Source organism: Streptomyces sp. NPDC001663, from assembly GCF_042893105.1.
In the GTDB taxonomy this organism is placed as follows: domain Bacteria; phylum Actinomycetota; class Actinomycetes; order Streptomycetales; family Streptomycetaceae; genus Streptomyces.
Window position 1 is genome coordinate 23,605 of sequence record NZ_JBIAUR010000036.1, and the last position, 16,807, is coordinate 40,411.

General features: G+C 70.0%; 15 protein-coding genes and 2 pseudogenes. 10 read left to right on the forward strand and 7 right to left on the reverse strand.

The features are described 5' to 3' along the window. Positions 1–99: 99 nt before the first annotated feature. The gene (locus ACFY1L_RS54485; RefSeq protein WP_388843029.1) at positions 100–831 is read left to right on the forward strand and encodes a response regulator transcription factor; all 732 of its coding nucleotides are present in this window, start codon (positions 100–102) and stop codon (positions 829–831) included. Further along, positions 828–2,453 carry a sensor histidine kinase gene (locus ACFY1L_RS54490; RefSeq protein WP_388843030.1) on the forward strand — a complete coding sequence of 542 codons (1,626 nt, stop codon included), beginning with the start codon at positions 828–830 and terminating at the stop codon, positions 2,451–2,453. The genes ACFY1L_RS54485 and ACFY1L_RS54490 overlap by 4 nt, the downstream gene beginning before the upstream one ends. Positions 2,454–2,480: 27 nt before the next feature. Here ACFY1L_RS54490 and ACFY1L_RS54495 read toward each other — a convergent pair whose 3' ends face one another. Then, positions 2,481–3,467 (reverse strand): Lrp/AsnC family transcriptional regulator, encoded by a 987-nt coding sequence (locus ACFY1L_RS54495; protein ID WP_388843031.1) that lies wholly within the window; start codon positions 3,465–3,467, stop codon positions 2,481–2,483. Positions 3,468–3,610: 143 nt separating this feature from the next. Here ACFY1L_RS54495 and ACFY1L_RS54500 point away from each other — a divergent pair, with 143 nt between their 5' ends. The 6 genes and pseudogenes from ACFY1L_RS54500 (at position 3,611) to ACFY1L_RS54525 (ending at position 9,651) form a co-directional block, all read left to right on the forward strand. Next, on the forward strand, positions 3,611–4,696 hold the full coding sequence (locus tag ACFY1L_RS54500; protein ID WP_388843032.1) for an urea transporter: 1,086 nt from the start codon (positions 3,611–3,613) through the stop codon (positions 4,694–4,696). A gap of 44 nt (positions 4,697–4,740) precedes the next feature. Beyond that, complete coding sequence (locus ACFY1L_RS54505; RefSeq protein ID WP_388843033.1) at positions 4,741–5,703, forward strand: dihydrodipicolinate synthase family protein; 963 nt, start codon at positions 4,741–4,743, stop codon at positions 5,701–5,703. A 125-nt stretch (positions 5,704–5,828) separates the two neighbouring features. Beyond that, positions 5,829–6,056 (forward strand): annotated as a pseudogene (locus ACFY1L_RS54510) (tautomerase family protein); the annotation flags it as partial. A 220-nt stretch (positions 6,057–6,276) separates the two neighbouring features. Next, positions 6,277–7,569, forward strand: coding sequence for a PucR family transcriptional regulator (locus ACFY1L_RS54515; protein WP_388843034.1), 1,293 nt, complete (start codon positions 6,277–6,279; stop codon positions 7,567–7,569). 203 nt (positions 7,570–7,772) lie between these two features. Continuing rightward, complete coding sequence (locus ACFY1L_RS54520) at positions 7,773–8,996, forward strand: acyl-CoA dehydrogenase family protein (RefSeq protein ID WP_388843035.1); 1,224 nt, start codon at positions 7,773–7,775, stop codon at positions 8,994–8,996. Between the two features lie 79 nt (positions 8,997–9,075). Beyond that, positions 9,076–9,651 carry a flavin reductase family protein gene (locus tag ACFY1L_RS54525; RefSeq protein WP_388843036.1) on the forward strand — a complete coding sequence of 192 codons (576 nt, stop codon included), beginning with the start codon at positions 9,076–9,078 and terminating at the stop codon, positions 9,649–9,651. 56 nt (positions 9,652–9,707) lie between these two features. Here ACFY1L_RS54525 and ACFY1L_RS54530 read toward each other — a convergent pair whose 3' ends face one another. Next, positions 9,708–9,914, reverse strand: coding sequence for a hypothetical protein (locus ACFY1L_RS54530; protein ID WP_388843037.1), 207 nt, complete (start codon positions 9,912–9,914; stop codon positions 9,708–9,710). A gap of 74 nt (positions 9,915–9,988) precedes the next feature. Here ACFY1L_RS54530 and ACFY1L_RS54535 point away from each other — a divergent pair, with 74 nt between their 5' ends. Beyond that, a complete protein-coding gene (locus ACFY1L_RS54535) occupies positions 9,989–10,762 on the forward strand; it encodes an SDR family NAD(P)-dependent oxidoreductase (RefSeq protein ID WP_388843038.1) in 774 nt (257 codons plus the stop codon). Between the two features lie 472 nt (positions 10,763–11,234). Here the strand turns inward: ACFY1L_RS54535 and ACFY1L_RS54540 are convergent, their stop codons facing one another. Genes ACFY1L_RS54540 through ACFY1L_RS54555 form a run of 4 tightly spaced genes read right to left on the reverse strand, consistent with a single transcriptional unit; the run spans position 11,235 to position 15,306 of the window. Beyond that, complete coding sequence (locus ACFY1L_RS54540) at positions 11,235–12,002, reverse strand: SDR family NAD(P)-dependent oxidoreductase (protein ID WP_388843039.1); 768 nt, start codon at positions 12,000–12,002, stop codon at positions 11,235–11,237. 39 nt (positions 12,003–12,041) lie between these two features. Further along, positions 12,042–13,046, reverse strand: coding sequence for a transketolase family protein (locus tag ACFY1L_RS54545; RefSeq protein WP_388843040.1), 1,005 nt, complete (start codon positions 13,044–13,046; stop codon positions 12,042–12,044). Beyond that, complete coding sequence (locus tag ACFY1L_RS54550; RefSeq protein ID WP_388843041.1) at positions 13,043–13,933, reverse strand: transketolase; 891 nt, start codon at positions 13,931–13,933, stop codon at positions 13,043–13,045. The genes ACFY1L_RS54545 and ACFY1L_RS54550 overlap by 4 nt, the downstream gene beginning before the upstream one ends. Positions 13,934–13,953: 20 nt before the next feature. After that, complete coding sequence (locus ACFY1L_RS54555) at positions 13,954–15,306, reverse strand: MFS transporter (protein ID WP_388843042.1); 1,353 nt, start codon at positions 15,304–15,306, stop codon at positions 13,954–13,956. A gap of 207 nt (positions 15,307–15,513) precedes the next feature. Between ACFY1L_RS54555 and ACFY1L_RS54560 the strand changes: the two genes are divergently transcribed. Next, on the forward strand, positions 15,514–16,188 hold the full coding sequence (locus ACFY1L_RS54560) for a GntR family transcriptional regulator (RefSeq protein WP_388843043.1): 675 nt from the start codon (positions 15,514–15,516) through the stop codon (positions 16,186–16,188). 428 nt (positions 16,189–16,616) lie between these two features. Here ACFY1L_RS54560 and ACFY1L_RS54565 read toward each other — a convergent pair. Beyond that, positions 16,617–16,807 (reverse strand): annotated as a pseudogene (locus ACFY1L_RS54565) (hypothetical protein); the annotation flags it as partial.

Consider the following 16,807-nt stretch of genomic DNA (forward strand, 5'->3'; position numbering starts at 1 on the left):
CCGCGTCCGCGTATCCGGCGGGGCCGGGAGCGTTTCCCGGTCGCCTGGAGGCCTCCTTTGACCCCTGTTGAGCGCTCTGCCCCACCTGGCACCGGCCTCGTGGGCCAGTCCCGCGCAGCGGCCTCGACCGGCGTGAACCTGCTGGTCGTCGACGACGAGCCCACTGTGCGGGAACTGCTGTGCGCGGCCCTGCGGCATGCCGGTTTCACCGTGGCCGCCGCCGGCACCGGCCAGGAGGCCCTGGACCGGGCGGAGGAGGTCTCTCCCGACCTCGTCCTGCTGGACGTCATGCTTCCCGACCTCGACGGCTTCGAGGTGATCCGCCGACTGCGTGAGCGGTACGGGTCGGCCGCGGCGCCTCGCACGGGCCACATCCCGGTCGTGTTTCTCACCGCCCGCGACGCGACCCAGGACAAGATCGAGGGCCTGGTTCTGGGCGGCGACGACTACGTCACCAAGCCGTTCGATCTCCAGGAGCTGATCGCGCGCATCCGTGCCGTGCTGCGCCGCACCAGCGGCGACCCCACCGCGCTGCTGCGTGTGGCCGACCTGGAACTCGACCCGGACGGCGTCCAGGTGGCCCGTGCGGGCGAACCGCTGCGCCTGTCGCCCACCGAGTTCCGGCTGTTGCATTACCTGATGGCCAACGCCGGGCGCACGGTCTCGAAGCCGCAGATCCTCCACCGGGTGTGGGAGTACGACTTCAACGGCGACACCGGCATCGTCGACACCTACATCAGCTATCTGCGCCGCAAGATCGACAACGGTGGTCCGAAGCTCATCCACACCGTGCACGGCGTGGGCTACGTGCTGCGCGGAGCGAAGACGTGACCCGGCCGGGTCGCGTTCGTGGACTGTGGGCGCGCGGGTCCCTGCGCAGCCGGGTGCTGCTGTTGTGCGTCGTTCTGCTCACGGCCGGCTTCACAGCGTTCGCCCTGGTCACCGGAAACGCCCTGCGCGGCTATATGGAGAACCGCGTCGACGCCCAACTCCGCGCCGCCGCACAGGTACTCGCCGTCGTGCCGCCCACGGTGGCGGAGAACGGAGCCGACCGGAAGCCGCCGGCGTACCTCGCCGACTTCAATACGGAGGTCCTCGGCAATCCCGTCATCACGTACGTCACCGCGGCCGGCACCGTCGAGAGCAGCATCGACTCCTTCGCAGGGGCGAACCGGACGAACAGCGCTCATGGTCCGGCACTCCCCCGGCTGGACACGGCCGCGGTCGAGGACCACGGCGGCCACCCCTTCACCGTCGACAGCACGAAGGGCGACGCACGCTGGCGGGTGATCGCCGTGCCCAGACTCGCACGCGCCGCACCGCCGGGGACGACGGTGACGAGCCCTGCGGCCTCCGGCAGTGTGGTCGTAGCCATGCCGATGGACCAGGTCGACGGCACGGTGGGCCGCATGTGGCAGAACTACCGGACCACCGGTCTCGCCCTGCTCGCGGTCCTCGCCGTGGCGGGCTGGTTCGCGGTCCGCTCCGGGCTGCGTCCGCTGTCCCGCGTCGAGCAGACCGCCGCCGAGATCGCGGGCGGTGACCTGTCCCGCCGGGTACCCGAACTAGGCGGGCCGAGAACGGAGTTGGGTCGCCTGGCCGCCGCGCTGAACAGCATGCTCGGGCAGTTGGAGACCGCGTTCGCCGCGCGCGCCGAGTCCGAGGCGCGGATGAGCCGGTTCGTAGCCGACGCCAGCCACGAGTTGCGCACCCCGCTCGCCGGCATCAAGGGCCTGACCGACCTGTACCGCATGGGCGCCCTCCCCGCACGCGAGGACGTCGACGCCACGATGGACCGCATCGCCCGCGAGTCCGAGCGCCTCACCCGGCTCGTCGAGGACATGCTCCAGCTGGCCCGCCTCGACGAACACGCGTTGAAGACCACGGGGAGCCCCACCGGTTCGCACACCCCCGGCATCCCACCCGACCTCGACCTCACCCCCACCGACCTGCGCACCCTCGCCGCCGACGCCTTGCACGACGTACGCGCCCTGGACCCGACCCGCACCGTCACGCTCACCGGACCGGCCGGCGACGGCCCGCCCGCCCCCGCACCGGCCCTCGCCGACGAGGCCCGGCTGCGCCAGGTCGTCACCAACCTGGTCGGCAACGCCGTCACCCACACCCCGCCCGGCACTCCCCTCCGGATCGGCGTCGGTACGGTCGGCGACCATGCCCTCCTGGAGATCGCCGACCAGGGACCAGGTCTCGCTCCGGAGCAGAGCAGCCGTATCTTCGAACGCTTCTACCGCGCCGACACCTCACGCACCCGTGCCACCGGTGGCGCAGGCCTCGGCCTGTCCATAGTCCACTCCCTGATCACCGCTCACGGCGGACACATCGAGGTCGAATCGGCCCCCGACGAGGGCTCCACCTTCCGAATCCTGCTCTCTCGGCTCACAGAGCAACCGACGCCGACGACCCCGCCAGAACTGGCGGTTCGCCGACAGTGACCGCCCTCGCAACGGAGTTCGCCCACCTCATGAGGGTCGGCCGCTCGGCGCGGCGCGTTGTTGCCGGAGCACGGGGGCGAGCACGCCGCTGCGCTTGAACGAGGTGACGACCAGACGGGTGTCGACCGCCTGGGCGGTGGCCAGCGCCGGAGAGTTCGTCACGAAGTCGTAAAGCTCGCTGCGGTCGCGGGTGATGATGTCGGCGAACAACTGGTGTTCGCCCATGATCGCGGCGGCGTACCGGATGCGCGAGTCGTCGGCGAGCAGAGCGCCGATCCGGTCGACGTCATGCGGGCCGGCCTTGATCCACAGCACCGCCTCGGTGCCGAGGCCGAGGTGGTGCGGTTCCACCACCGCGCGAATCGTCAGCCGGCCGTCGCGTCGCAGCGCCTCGAGCCGTCGGCGCGCCGTGGATTCGGCGACGCCGAGCAGGCGCGCCAGCCGGTCGGTCGGGATGCGGCCGTCCTCTGCCACGGCCTGCGCGAGCGCTCGGTCGGCGCTGCTGAGTGCCTGTGGTGCGCTGTCCGCCGACTGCGGTGGCGGGAGGAAGGGACGCAGCGCTTCGATCTCTTGGGGCCGCAGGAGGCCGGGGTGCCACTGGAAGCCTGTGCGGAAGTACTTCATCACCGGCAGTGTCGACATGGCGACCAGGCCGGGCGTTCCGGGCAGATCGTCGTGGAGCAGCGTAGGGAGCGCACCGGGAGCGGTGCACACCTCGGTCACGCAGTCGGCCGGTCCGGTCAGCGTGTAGGTGAACGTCGTGTCGGGGCGGTGCGCGAGCGCCGTTGCGGTGAGGCGGATCGTGTGGGCGGTCCCGCTGATGCTCAGGATCGAGGCCGTGCCGGGGGTCTCCCATCCTGAGATCACCACGGTGCCCGATTCCAGGAGAGCGGTACCCCGTCGGCTGATCGTGCGCTCCGGCTCACCGAGCGCCTCCGCGATCAGGCGCCATGGAGCTCGTCCGTCGATCTGCAGCGCCCCGACGATCCGCCGGTCCAGAGCATCGAGCGTCATCGGCCAACAATATGGCCAGATTCGCGATCTCGCCATCAGTCATTGCCGGTTTGCACCAGGCACAGCGAGTCTTTGGCGGCATCGATGCACCGCGACCGCCCCCGCGTCGCACGGCGTTCTCACTCGATCCCCGGAGACGAACCATGGCAAGCACCGCCGACGGCACAGCCGCACTCTCCTTCACCACGATCGCCCGCGAGGCGGTGACCGGCACGATGCCGTCACTCCGCGAGGCCACGGACCGCCGACCGTGGCTGCGGTTTCTCGATTCCTGCCTGCGCGGCATCGGTCAGGGAGGGCTGGTCGACAACCCCGTCGGCGGCCTGTTCTTCCTGGCGGCGATCGCGACGTTCTCACCGTGGGTCGGTGTGGCCGCGGCGGTGGGCGTGCTCGCCGCGACGGCGACCGCCGAGGTTTTCGCCCTCGACCGTGCACACATCGGCGCCGGTCTCTACGGCTACAACGGAGCCCTGGTGGGCACGGGCCTGGTCACCTTCCTCGGTCCCCAGTGGAGTCTCGCGGTTCTCGGCTACGTCGTCGTCGGGGCGGCGCTGACGACCCTGGTGATGGCGGCACTCGTGGTGACCCTGCTCAAGACATGGAACGTGCGCCCGACCGCGCTGCCGTTCAACATCGTGCTCACCTTCCTGCTGATCGCACTGCTGCACAGCTCGCGCGGGCACGCCGGTCCGCTGGTGTCCGCCAAGAACGTCGGTGCTGTCGACCACGTCAACACCGTGCTGCGCGCAGCCCCCGACGGTCCTGGCGCGAACTCGCTCACCAACGTCTACGAGGCGGTGCTCCACGGGATCGGTCAGCTGTTCTTCCTCGACAGCAACCTCGGCGGCTACCTGATCCTCGCCGGCCTGGTGATCTGCTCGCGTCGGATCGCCGTGCTGGCGGTGCTCGGATCGGCGGCCGCCGTGCTGACCTCGATGGCGCTGGGCATGGACGGCTTCCGTATCTACCTCGGCGTGCCCGGTGTCAGCGGATTCCTCACCTGCGCCGCGTTGGGCGCGGTGTTCCTGCGCCCCTCGATCCGCTCCTACCTGATCGGCGTGGCCGCTGCTGCCGCCAGCGCGGTCTTCCTGGCCGCCCTGACTCCCGTGGTCACCGCCTGGGGACCGCCGGCGGCGTTCTCCCTGCCCTACTGCCTCGTCACCATCCTCGTCCTCTTCGCCAGCGGCGCGCAGCGCACGGCCTCGACGCCTTTGGCGCAAGCCGCGTGACCACCCGCCCCAGCCAGCCCCACCGACCTGCGAAGGAAGCCGTCGTGACCGACACCCCCGCCGACCACATCGACCTCTGGGTCGCGCTGCCCACGCCGTTCCTCGCCGACGGGGAGGTGGATCACGCCGGTCTCCGGCTCAACGTCGAGAAATGCGTCGAAGCGGGCCTGGACGGCCTCTACTGCAATGGCCTGATGGGCGAGGTGTGGGCCCTGGACCCCGACGAGCGCAAGGCGGTGCTCGAGACGATCGTCGAGGCCGGCGCCGGACGCGTCATGGTCAGCCCGGTCACCAGCGGCCGGACACTTGAGGAGTCCCTGGACTACACCCGGCACGCCCAGCAGGTCGGCGCCACGCACGCCGTGCTGAGCGTCCCCGCGGACGCGGCCGGGGACGGCGAGCTGATCGAGTCGCTGGCCGCGGTGATCGGCGCGGTCGACATGCCGTACATCCTGTTCAACCCCGGCCGCGACGGCAGCCGCGCAAGCCTCCTCAGCCCAGGGGCCGTTGCGCAGCTGTGCCGGATCGAGAACATCCGCATTCTGAAGACGACCGCCACCGATGCCGAGAACAACCGGCTCCGAGAGATCGCGGCCGGGACCCACGTGCTCGTCTCCGACCCCCTCGAAGAGCACTTCTTCACCAACATGACCCAGTTCGGTCAGCGGGTCCTCTACTGCGACCCCGAGGGGTACCTCTACCAGTCCGCGCACAACCGGCCGATCCGCGAGTACGTCGACCTGTACCTGGCGGGCCACCATGACCTGGCCAGGCAGCGGTTCGACTCGCTGGCCCCGCTGCGCGCGGTGTACCGCAAGTGGATCATCGGCCCGCTCGAGCACGGTGCGATGCCGAACGCGGCACTCAAGCGCTGGTGCGAAGCCGTCGGGATGGCCGGTGGACCGGTGCGCCCGCACCTGACCGAGCTGAGCCCGGCCCAGCGCGACGAGTTCGACCGAGACCTCGCCGCGGCGACCCAGGCCGTCGCCGGACCGGTCCCTTCCTGACCCATCCCCCCATGACAACCATCCCCCGGATCAAAGGGACACCTGCTCGATGACGCACACCATCGCACACGGCAACGGCACCGCGATCTTCACGAACGAACCCCGGCTTTCCGGCCCACGCCTCCGGGCTCGGCATCCACCGCACACCGAGGGCGGTGGTCATCCGGGTGGTCAGCAAGAGGCGCGGCCCTGAGAAGAAGCAGCGGCTCTACGAGCTGCTGGCCGCGAACCTGGCCCGCGACTGCGCACTCGCGGCCTCCGACCTGGTCGTCACCATCACCGAGAACGAGGCGGAGGACTGGTCCTTCGGACACGGCGGCGCGCAGTTCGTGACCGGGGAACTCCCCAGCTGACAGGTCTGCACGTGGTCCCCGTAATACCGAGACGGCCGTTCCGTCGACGGCCGCTGTCCGCCGACGCGCTCGACGTGGGGTATGCCGGTGACCGGGCTCCCCTGGATGCTGCGCGCGGGCGGTCGAGATGGTCCAATCTTCATATTCATATGAGAGCCGGCAAGCCGAGCCACCTGGACTGGCACAGTCTCGTCGCAGGACGGCCGGACGGGAGGCGGGGTTGGGCGAGCACATCGGAGCGTGGGCGAAGCGGTTGCGCCCGGCCGTGGACGCGGGAGAGCCCACCTGCACGCGCGAAACGGTACGCCGTGCGACCGACCAGGTCGGTGACCTGCCGGTCGCGTGGGCGGTCGGGGTGGCGGCCGACATCGTCCAGGGCAACGCATTCCCGGATCTGGCCGGCGTCGGCCTGAAAGGCCCGCAGGTGCTGCGCTCCGCCATCGAGTCGATCGTCATCTCGACGCTCCTCGCCATCGAGGCCGACGGCCACCCACCGGCCCAGCTCCCGCCCGAGGCCGAGGCGCATCTCGTGGACCTGGTCCACCGCCGGGTTCCTCTCGACCTGCTCCTCACCCATCAGCGCAGGATCCACTCACAGCTGGCCGACCACTTCATGGGCGGCTGCCGCTCCCAAGTAACGGTCCCCGATCTCGCGGCGTCACTCGAGCACGTGTCTCATGTGCTCTTCGAGTTCGCCGACACGTTCGCCACCATGACCGCCGAGTCGTACACCGCCGAGAACGAGCGGTTCCTGAGAAGCACCGCCGCTGCCAGGTACGAGACGGTTCTGACGCTGCTGGCGGGAGAGGGCTCCGCCGCCGCGGCGTCCCGACAGCTGGCCTACCCCCTGACGAACGCGTACCACATCGGCCTGGTGCTGCATCCCGCGACCTCGCCGAGCCATACCGCGGATCACCTGGACAAGGTGGCCCGGTCCCTCCTGCGCGGCATCGGCGCGGACGCTCACCTGGTGGTGTCGGTGGACCGGACCGAGGCATGGGCGTGGGGAGCGTTCAAGGCAAGGCCACCGCGTGAAGAGCCGCTGCTGCCCGGCGGGTCCGACGTGATGGTGGGCATGGCGTCACCTCACCGGGGCGTTCAGGGCTTCCGGCGCACCCACGAGGAGGCCCTCGACGCGGCGCGGGTGGGGGCTTTGGGCATGCCCTCGACGGCGGACGCGAGTGTCGTCCGGTACGACGAGGTCCGGCTGCTCTCGCTGCTGATCGCGGACCCCGACAAGGCCGCTCGCTTCGTGCGGGACGAACTCGGCGCACTGGGATCGAGTGCGGGTTCCGCGCAGGTTCTCCGCCGGACGGTGCGGGTCTACCTCGACTGCCACGGCAGTCCGCAGGAGGCCGCCAAGGAGTTGCAGGTAGCGAAGAACACGGTCATCTACCGAGTCAAGCGGGCCGAGGAACTCCTGGGCCGCTCCGTCAGGGACTCCCAGCTCGAGCTGCACGCGGCGCTCCGCCTCGCGGAGCTGTTTCCCGATCTGGACGACACCGCTCACTGACGGGCACACGTCACGCATCCCGCACGCCGCCATGGCCGTCGGGCCCTTCGCCGCGCCACCGTTTTGGACCCCGGGCCCAATCGGCGTCGAAACCTTGGCGGGTCAGGCATAGAGACCGGTGTCACGCCCGGACTTCAATCAACAGCAGGACGACAGCACCGGCCACCGCTTCGGCGGGTGAGCCGCCGAGGCAAGGAGGCCTCATGACGACTCTTGATGACGTCACGACGTCGGGATCGCAGACGCAGACCGAGGTTCGCGAACGTCTCCTGCAGACCGCTCGCGAGCTGCGGCCGCTCCTGCGTGAGCACGCCGACGAGTCCGAGCGCAACCGCCGTCTGGCCGAGAAATCGGAGCGGGCCCTGCGCGAGTCCGGGTTGTTCCACGCCACGGCGCCCCGCCGGTCGGGCGGGGCCGGCGGAGACGTCCGGACCCTCATCGAGCTGTCGGCCGAGATCTCTCGGGGGGACTCGTCCGCGGGCTGGGTCGCCTTCATCGCCAACACGACCGCGTTCGGCATGGGCCTCTTCCCCGACGACGTACGGGAACTGGTGTACGGCCCGGACCCCCGCAACGTCGCGATCAGCCAGTTCGCCCCCGGCGGGACCGCCGAGAAGGTCGACGGTGGCTACCGCATCAACGGCAAGTGGGGTTTCGCCTCGGGCTGCTACCAGGCCCAGTGGACGCTGAACGCGTTCCTGGTCCTCGACGCGGAGGGGCAGCCCTCGGAGGTGCGGTGGGCGCTGATGCCGCTGGCCGACATGCGGATCGAGGACACGTGGTATGTCGTCGGCATGGCGGGGACCGGCAGCAACACCCTCGTGGCCGAGGACCTCTTCGTCGAGGACCGGTGCACGCTGGACCTCGAGACGTTCATGGGCACGGCTGTCTTCCCGATCTGGCACGAGGACGAGACCAGCTACCGGGCGTCGCTGAACAGTCTCGCGTGTCTCGGCCTGTGCGGTCCGCTGCTGGGCATGGCCGAGGCCGCCTGGGACTTCACCACGGAGAACCTCGGCAAGGGCCGCCCTATCAGCTACTGGGCCTACTCGGATCGCCGGGACGCCCCCAGCTACCGCCTCGCCCTTGCCGAAGCGCGGGTCGCGATCGACGCGGGCAAAATGCACCTGCTCAGGTCCGCCGACGAGATGGACGACGCCGCCCGCGAGGGCCGGGTCCTCGACACGGCGGCCCGGGCGCGGATCCGCGGCGACTCCGAGATCGCGACGCGCAACTTCCGCCAGGCCGTGACGCTCATGCTGGACATCGTCGGCACGAGCAGCTTCGCCCAGTCCAACCCGCTGCAGCGGGTCTGGCGTGACCTGACCGTGGCCAGCGGCCACGGCCTGAACAACCCCCTGCTGAACCGGGAGATCTACGGCCAGAGCCTCGTCGGTCGCGACACCGCGGAGATCGGTTCGCTCTGAGGTCGTCACAGCCGGGCCTTCGCGGCCCGGCCCTCGGGCCTCCAGAACGCGACTCGATACGCCGAAAGGAACTTCCGCCATGACGACACTCGCCATGCCTTCGCCCGCTCACCCCCCGATCCACCTGACCGCGGCGGAGCGGGCGGAGTCACTGCCGGCCGAGACCTTCAGGTCGGCTTTCCGGATGCACCCCTCCGGCGTCGCCGTCGTGACCGCCGGCCTGGGTGGGCGGCCGGTCGCGATCACGGTCAGCTCGCTGGCCTCCGTCAGCGCCGAACCGCCGCTGATCGTCTTCTCCGTCTCCTCGAAGGCCTCCAGCAGCTCGGTCCTGCGGCGAGCCGACAGCGTCGTCGTCCACATGGTGGGCAGCGACCAGCTCTGGCTCGCGCAACTCGGGGCCACCAGCGGGGTCGACCGCTTCGCCGACACGAGTGCCTGGACGCGGTTGGCCACGGGCGAACCGGTCTTCACGGCGGCCCCCGCGTATGTGCGGGGGAAGGTGGTCTCCCGTATCGAGGCGGGAGAGGCCTCGATCTTCGTCGTCCACGCGGTGTCGGCGGCCGTGCCCGAGGGCGCCGCCGAGCCCGGGTCGGCTCCGCTCGTCTACCACTCCCGGTCCTGGCACCGGCTCGACGAACGCTCGAAGCTGGCGTAACCCGGGCTGGCTCCCGTGCCGGGTCCGACAGCCCCGCTTGCTCCCGCCGTGGCGGTTCACGGCGTGCCGGTGAGGTCGCGCGTCACCTCGCGCACTTGCAGCGGGGTGGCCGGGCGCGGGTGGGCGGCTTCGGTGCGCAGGTCGCCGAGAGCGAAGGCGACGCCCCGGCACCAGCGCTCGGGGGCCGCGCCCGTGAAGCCTCGGGCCAGCAGATCATTGGCGCGCTTGGGAGCGTCCCGGAGGACCAGGCGGCCACTCTCCACCAGCCATCAAGGTCAAACACCCCGTCAGCAACACCCGGTCCTCCCGGACCGCCCAGCCTTCTAGGGGAACACTCATGTCCAAAGTGATCGCCGTCTTCGGTGCCGGTACCGGCCTGGGCCTGTCCGTCGCCCGCCGCTTCGGCCGGGAAGGCTTCCGTGTCGCCCTGGTGGCCCGCCGCAAGGAGCGGCTCGATGCCCTCGTCGCACAACTCACCGACGAGGGCATTGAGGCCGTCGCCTTCCCCGCCGACCTCTCCGACCCTGCCGGGATTCTCGCCCTGGTGGACGCCATCCGCGGCCACTTCGGCCGGATCGACGTCGTCGAGTACGGGCCGATCGGCTCCGATCAGGCCTTCACCCCGGCCGCCCGACTGGACGCGGCCACGCTGGAAAGGATCTCCCGGGTGCTCCTCCTGACCCCGGTGGAGGTGTTCCGCGCCGTACTGCCGGAGCTGACCGAACGCGGCGACGGCGCCCTCCTGATGACCACCGGCTACTCGGCCGTGCAGGGCGTGCCTCACCTCAGCGGCCCGGGCCCGGTGATGTCCGCCGCCCGCAACTACGTGTACTCGCTCAACGGCGAACTCGCCGGCACCGGCGTCTATGCCGGCACCCTCACCATCGCCGCCTTGATCACCGGCAGCGAGTCGTTCGAGGCAGCCACCAAGGGCGGCATCGACCTTCCGGACACCGGCGTGCAGTTCCCCGTCGTCCACCCGGACGAACTCGCCGGGCACTACTGGGACATGTACACCCGGCGTGACCGCGTCGAGCAGGCCTACCCGGTGGAGCTGACCCCGCAGACCGCAGTCCCCGCGTTTGCCCCACAGGGCGGCGCCACCGCGTAACCGCCAGGAACCGCACGGCAGTGGCTGCCCGGAGCCGAACAAGCCATGGGGTTCCCTAAGCATCAGCTTCGTCTGTCCGGCGTGGACGAGACGGCGCTCTCACCGTCCGCCAAGGGCTCATCCACGGGAAGATCTCCGCGCACTTGGCCGAGACCCACCACGACGAAGTTCCGTACCTGTGCCACAGCCACCAGGCGGACCGTGACAGCGAAGTCGAAGCAGGCGATCGGCCCCGGGGCCCTGCGTGCCCTCGCCTGCAGCGGCTGGCGGCCCTTCTCGGCCTGGGGCCCCATGTCATGACGCCCTCTGAGTGCCGCCGTCGTCCCGGCCGACGGCGTGCAGCGATCGGCGTCGGCGCGAACGCGTTCGCCACCGTCGCCCCGGAGCCGGCCGAACGGGTCTTGCCCTGGCGACCGTCGGCCGGGAGGTGCGCGCGTGATCCGCGGGCCGGCCTTCCCCGCTCGGGGCTCGGTCAATGGATGTGGGATCCGCCGTTGACGTCGTACGTCACGCCGGTGAGGTAGCCGGACTCGGGCCGGGCCAGCAAGGCGATGACGTCGGCCACGTCCTCGACCGCGCCGATGCGGCGTACCGGAACATCCGCGATCATTGCCGCCTTGCGCTCCTCGTCCAGTTTGCCCTGGGTGATGTCGGTGTCGATCAGGCCCGGGGCGACGGAGTTGACCGTGACTCCGGATGAGCCGAGTTCGCGGGCGAGCGCCTTGGCGAAGCCCAGCAGGGCGGCTTTGGCCGCCGAGTAGGCCACTCCCCCGAACACCCCGCCCCCACGCTCGGCCGAGACGGACGACAGGAAGACGATGCGGCCGAACCCGCGCTCGGCCATCCCGGTAGCCACGCGGTGGGTGACCAGGAAGCTGCCGCGGACGTTGACCTCGAGGATCCGGTCCCACTCGGTGGGCGTGACGTCGAGGAAGCGGGTCGGGGACGTGATCCCCGCGTTGTTGACCAGGGCGCCGACCGGCGGGAGGGCGGCTTCGACCGCGCCGATGGCGGCTTCGACGGCGTCGGCGTCGGTGACGTCCGCCGGAAGGCCCAGGGTTTCCACGCCGTGCCGGACGGCGACTTCCCGGGCGGTGTCCTCGGCGGCCTCCTTGTCCAGGTCGAGGACGGCGATGTGGTAGCCGGCGGCGGCCAGGGCGTGCGCGGTGGCGCGTCCGATGCCGCGGCGGGAGCCGGCGCCGGTGATGACGGCGGTGCGAGGGGTGAGGTCGGTGGCCATGCGGTGCTCCTGAGAAAGGGGGAAGCGGAGTGGACGGGTTCAGAGTTCGCGGCGGACGCGTTCCTTGATCGCCGCGACGGAGAGGCCGTAGCGGTCGTGGAGCGTCGGCAGCGCACCCGCGGCGAGGAATTCGTCCGGCAGCCCGATCGGGACGATGCGCGCCGTCTGCTGGGCGAAGGCCAAGGAGGACGCCACGGACTCGGCGAGGCCTCCGACGACGCTGTGGTTCTCGAGCGTCACCACGAGGCGTCCCTTACCGGCCTCCCGCAGCACCGTCTCGCGGTCGAACGGTTTGATCGTGGGCACGTGAAGGACGGCGACGTCCACCTGGTCGTGCGCGAGTTCCTCGGCCGCGGTCAGGGCACGGACCGTCATCAGGCCGGTGGAGATGAACAGGACATCGCGTCCGCCGCGCAGCTGCGCCGCCTTGCCGAGTTCGAACCGGTAGTCATACTCGTCGAGGACGGTCGGTACGGCGCCGCGCAGCAGCCGCATGTAGGTGGGGCCGGGGTGGGCGGCGAGTGCCGGGACGGCCTGTTCGATGTCGATCGAGTCCGCGGGGTCCACGATGGTCAGGCCGGGCATGCCGCGCAGGATGGCCAGGTCCTCGGTGGCCTGGTGGCTGGGTCCGTAGCCGGTGGTCAGGCCAGGCAGGGCGCCGACGACGTTGACGTTCAGCCGAGGCTCGGCGATGTCGAGGCAGAGGAAGTCGTAGGCGCGGCGGGTGGCGAAGACGGAGTAGGTGGAGGCGAACGGGGTCAGTCCCACCTCGGCCAGCCCCGCGGCCGCGCCCAGCATCACCTGTTCCGCCATGCCCATCTGGAAGAAGCGGTCGGGGTGGGCCTCGCGGAAGACGTGCATGTCTGTGTACTTGGCCAGGTCTGCGGAGAGCCCGACGATGTCGGGTCGTTCGTCGGCAAGCCGGGCCAGCGCGTGTCCGAAGGGCGCCTTGGTGGTGCGCTGGCCCTCCTCGGCGATCGAGGCGATCATCGCGGAGGTGGTGAGTTTGCGCTGCGGAGCCTGGGGCGGTGCCGGGGTGTTCATCGAGCGGTCCCCTCTTCCTGGTCGGCAGTGTGGTGACGCTCCGTCAACTGGTCGCGAGCGAGCTGCCATTCGTGCTCCTCGACCCGCATGAAGTGGGCCTTCTCGCGCGTCTCCAGCATCGGTACGCCGCATCCGATCCGGGTGTCGCAGATGACCACGGCCGGGGAGCCGCGGTGCTCGCGCAGGCCGTCGAAGGCGGCGAGGAGTGCCTCGATGTCGTTGCCGTCCACGCGGACCGCTTGCCAGCCGAACGCCTCCCACTTGGCCGTGACCGGCTCGGTGCGCAGCACGCCCTTGGTGGGGCCGTCCGCCTGCAGGGCGTTGACGTCGACGAGGGCGGTGATGTTGTCCAGGCCGTGGTGGGCGCAGGCGAGCGCCGCCTCCCAGGTGGAGCCCTCGTCCAGTTCGCCGTCGGAGAGCAGGTTGATGACGCGTGCGTCGCTGCCCTGGTGGCGCAGACCGAGCGCCATGCCGGTGGCCACGCCGAGGCCGTGGCCCAGGGAGCCGCCGGAGATCTCCATGCCGGGTGTGTAGGAGGCCATGCCCGACATGGGAAGGCGCGAGCCGTCACTGCCGTAGGTGGCGAGTTCGGCTACGTCCAGCACACCGGCCTCGGCGAGCGCCGCGTACAGCGCGATCGCGTAGTGGCCGATCGACAGCAGGAACCGGTCGCGCTGCGGCCAGTCCGGCTCGGCGGGACGGTGGTTGAGGACGTCCTGGTAGACGACGGCCAGGATGTCGGCCACGCCCAGCGCCTGTCCGATGTAGCCCTGGCCCTGGGTCTCCCCCATGTCCAGCGCGTGCATACGGATGCGGTAGGCGGAGTCCTTCAGGGCGCTGACGCGCCGGGTCGACAGCACCGCTGTTCCGACTGCCTGAGTGGACATCACGTTGATCCTCGTCTCTGTCAGGGGGTAGCAGGGAGAGGGGCTTGGGCGGACGCGGTCACCGCCCGGTCGGCTGCCCGGCGTTCGTCCACGCCCCATGTCTCGCGCGTCACCAGCGCCGCCACCAGGCCCAGCAGCCCGTAGCAGCTGAAGAGGATGGCGGGCCCGGTCCAACCGGTGGCGGAGTAGAGCGCCGTGGCGATCATGGGAGTGAACCCGGAGACCACGGCGGACAGTTGGTAGGCCAGGGAGGTTCCGGCGGTACGGGTCTTGGTCGCGAACAGCTCGCAGAACCAGGCTCCTTGGACACCCGCGAGGGAGTTCTGGCAGACGGCGTAGCTGATCAGGAAGGCGAGCAGGACGAGTGCCGCGGCTTCGGTGTTGACGGACAGGAAGAGCGGGAAGCCCCAGGCAACGCTCACCGCGCAGCCCAGCAGATAGACCGGGCGGCGGCCGATCCGGTCCGACAGGCGGCCCCAGAGCGTGGTGGCGGCGATACCGAGGGCCGCGGCGGTCACCAGGGCGGTGAGGGTGGTGGTGCTCGAGACGTCGGGGGCGTCGCCGTCGTCAAGGTATGACAGCACAAAGGTGACCGAGACGGCGTACCCGGCGGTCTCCGTGATCCGCAGGCAGAAGGCCCGCAGGACGTTGCGCCAGTCCTCTCGGATCACGTCCAGCAGCGGGTTCTTGACGACTTCGCCGGACTCTTTGAGCGCCTCGAACTGGGGTGACTCGTCGATCTTGAGCCGGATGAAGATGCCAACCGCGATCAGGACGGAGCTGAGCAGGAACGGCACGCGCCAGGCCCAGGTGTCGTTGAGGGTGTGTCGGCTGAACAGGAAGGCGAGGTTGGCGAGGAGCAGTCCGACTGGGAAGCCGGCCTGGGTGATGCCCGTGTACAGACCGCGCCGCCGCCAGGGGGCGTGCTCGAAGGTCATCAGGATGGCGCCGCCCCACTCTGCGCCGAAGGCGAGCCCCTGGATCACGCGCACCACGACCAGCAGCACCGGCGCCCAGATCCCGACCATCTGGTACGTGGGCAGGCAGCCGATCAGCACGGTCGCGACGCCCATCAACAGCAGGGAGCCGACCAAGACGGGTTTGCGGCCGACGCGGTCGCCGAGGTGACCGGCGACGATGCCACCCAGCGGGCGTGCCGCGAAGCCGATCCCCAGCGTCGCGAAGGACAGCAGGGTGGCCGAGAGCGGATCGGAGTCCGGGAAGAACACATCACCGAAATAGAGGGCGGCCGCCGTTCCGAAGCCAATGAAGTCGTACGTCTCGATGGTCGCGCCGACCCCGCACCCGACGGCGACCCTCAGACGTTCGGGCGACCCGTGCGCCGTCTGCTGCGGCGCCGTGAACTCAGCCATGCCGATCCTCCTTGATCGTAGGCAAGCGAGCCGTCCCGGGCTCACTGTTGGCTGTCGACTGTTAACAGTCGGGAGATGATGCTGGGCCCGATGAAGAGGCGTGTCAACCCTCACAACGGTCAAACTGCTGACTGTCAACAGACGACAGCTGGACTACTATGATCGCTCGTGGCGTTGAAAGGGGTTTCGACCGTGTCCGGTCAGGCTTTGTCCACTCTCACCCGTTCGACGACCCTCCGGGAGCGCGCGCTCGTGGCCCTGCGGACGGCCATCACCACAGGCCAGTACCGCCCCGGCGACCACCTCGGAGAGGTGGAGATCGCCGAGCACCTGTCGGTGAGCCGCGGCACAGTACGCGAAGCCCTGCGCCACCTCCAGCAGGAGGGGCTCGTCACCGCGGGAGCCCGCGGCATGCTGCGCGTGTCCCAGCTGACCCCGACCGAGGTGCGGGAACTGTTCCAGGTCCGGGAAGCGCTCGAAGGACTCGCGGTGGCGCAGATCATCGCGTCACCACGCATACAGGACGCGGCCGAAGCACTGCGCAAGGCTCTGGAAAAGCTCCACGACGCCTTCGAGTCAGGAGCGGACCTGGCCGCGAAGGTCGAGGCCGATCTCGGCTTCCACCTCCTGCTGTGCGAGCTCTCCGGCAACTCGATACTCCTCAGGACCTGGCGGCAACTCGAGGGACCCATGCGCGTGGTGATCATGAGCGCAGCCGGCGAACGCCGCGATGTGGCCATGTCCGCGATCTCCCACGCGCCCATCGCCGACGCGATCGCACGCGGAGACGCGGCAGCGGCCCAAGAGATCCTGCACAGGCACATGTCCTCGGCGATCGAACAACTGGGCATCGGGCCGGAAGCCACCCCCGAGACCGCCTGACCAACGACCTGGCGGGCGCGCCTCTCTACGGACAACACCTGCGGACGAGCGCGCACGAGGTCGTACCTGACAACCGCCACTGGTCCCCTCACGCGTGCATGCGTCAGGGGACCAGTGGATGACGGGATGATCATTGCCGCACCCGCCGACGCCGTCATCGCCATCCCGTGCCGGCAGGCTGCCCCAGCTCGCTCGACCACGCCGACGTCGGTCAGCCCCCTCTTGCGCGAAATGCCGTTACGGGAGTTGCCCGACCAGGTTCAGGCCCTCCGCGCGGGCCCAGACCGCCAGTTGCTCGGTCGGTTCGTGGTCCAGCCCGGTCAGTCTCGCCAACCTCAGATCCTTCCTGGCAGCGGTAACACCTCACGCCGGATGGGTCGCAATGGCTAAACACAAAGGTCAGGACGGCGCCGGTGCCGATTCATGTGTCAGGCCGCCGGTTGTACCAGGCCGGACTCGTAGGCGTAGGTCACCGCCTGGACGCGGGACCGGGCCTGGATCTTGGCGAGGATATGGCTGACGTGAGAAGCTGTTGTCTTTCCGGGCTTGAGAACGGTGTTTTCGCTGGTCGGGCGTAGGGTCGGTGTTCCTGTGGGAGTGGTGGTCTGTCGTGTCGCCG

Coding starts and splice junctions, on each gene's coding strand:
- ACFY1L_RS54495 (WP_388843031.1), bottom strand. CDS start 3,467: ATGACGCTCGATGCTCTGGACCGGCGGATCGTCGGGGCGCTGCAGATC.
- ACFY1L_RS54500 (WP_388843032.1), top strand. CDS start 3,611: ATGGCAAGCACCGCCGACGGCACAGCCGCACTCTCCTTCACCACGATC.
- ACFY1L_RS54520 (WP_388843035.1), top strand. CDS start 7,773: ATGACGACTCTTGATGACGTCACGACGTCGGGATCGCAGACGCAGACC.
- ACFY1L_RS54525 (WP_388843036.1), top strand. CDS start 9,076: ATGACGACACTCGCCATGCCTTCGCCCGCTCACCCCCCGATCCACCTG.
- ACFY1L_RS54535 (WP_388843038.1), top strand. CDS start 9,989: ATGTCCAAAGTGATCGCCGTCTTCGGTGCCGGTACCGGCCTGGGCCTG.
- ACFY1L_RS54540 (WP_388843039.1), bottom strand. CDS start 12,002: ATGGCCACCGACCTCACCCCTCGCACCGCCGTCATCACCGGCGCCGGC.
- ACFY1L_RS54545 (WP_388843040.1), bottom strand. CDS start 13,046: ATGAACACCCCGGCACCGCCCCAGGCTCCGCAGCGCAAACTCACCACC.
- ACFY1L_RS54550 (WP_388843041.1), bottom strand. CDS start 13,933: ATGTCCACTCAGGCAGTCGGAACAGCGGTGCTGTCGACCCGGCGCGTC.
- ACFY1L_RS54555 (WP_388843042.1), bottom strand. CDS start 15,306: ATGGCTGAGTTCACGGCGCCGCAGCAGACGGCGCACGGGTCGCCCGAA.